We start from the raw sequence: 255 nt of genomic DNA on the forward strand, positions 1-255 counted from the left end.
GCGGCAAGAAAATCAAAGGGCGAAAGCGGCATATCGTGGTGGATACACTGGGCAATCTGCTTCATGTTGAGGTTCATGCTGCGAATCGGCACGATACCAAGGCTGGGCCGGGGATTTTGGCTCATGTACTGGAAAGGTGGCCGAGCATACGTGCTTTCTCGGCGGATGCTGGCTATCGAGGGACGACGGTGGATTTTGTACAAAGGGAGCTGCGCCGTTCATGCCATATTTCGACCAAGATCAAGGATGGCTTTG

1 protein-coding gene is annotated in these 255 nt (G+C 53.7%); it reads left to right on the plus strand.

The features are described 5' to 3' along the window. Positions 1 to 255 (plus strand): transposase (locus ACUHMQ_RS21675; RefSeq protein ID WP_445297432.1); only part of this gene is annotated, 255 nt, incomplete at both ends.

Source organism: Chitinimonas violaceus (assembly GCF_052601015.1).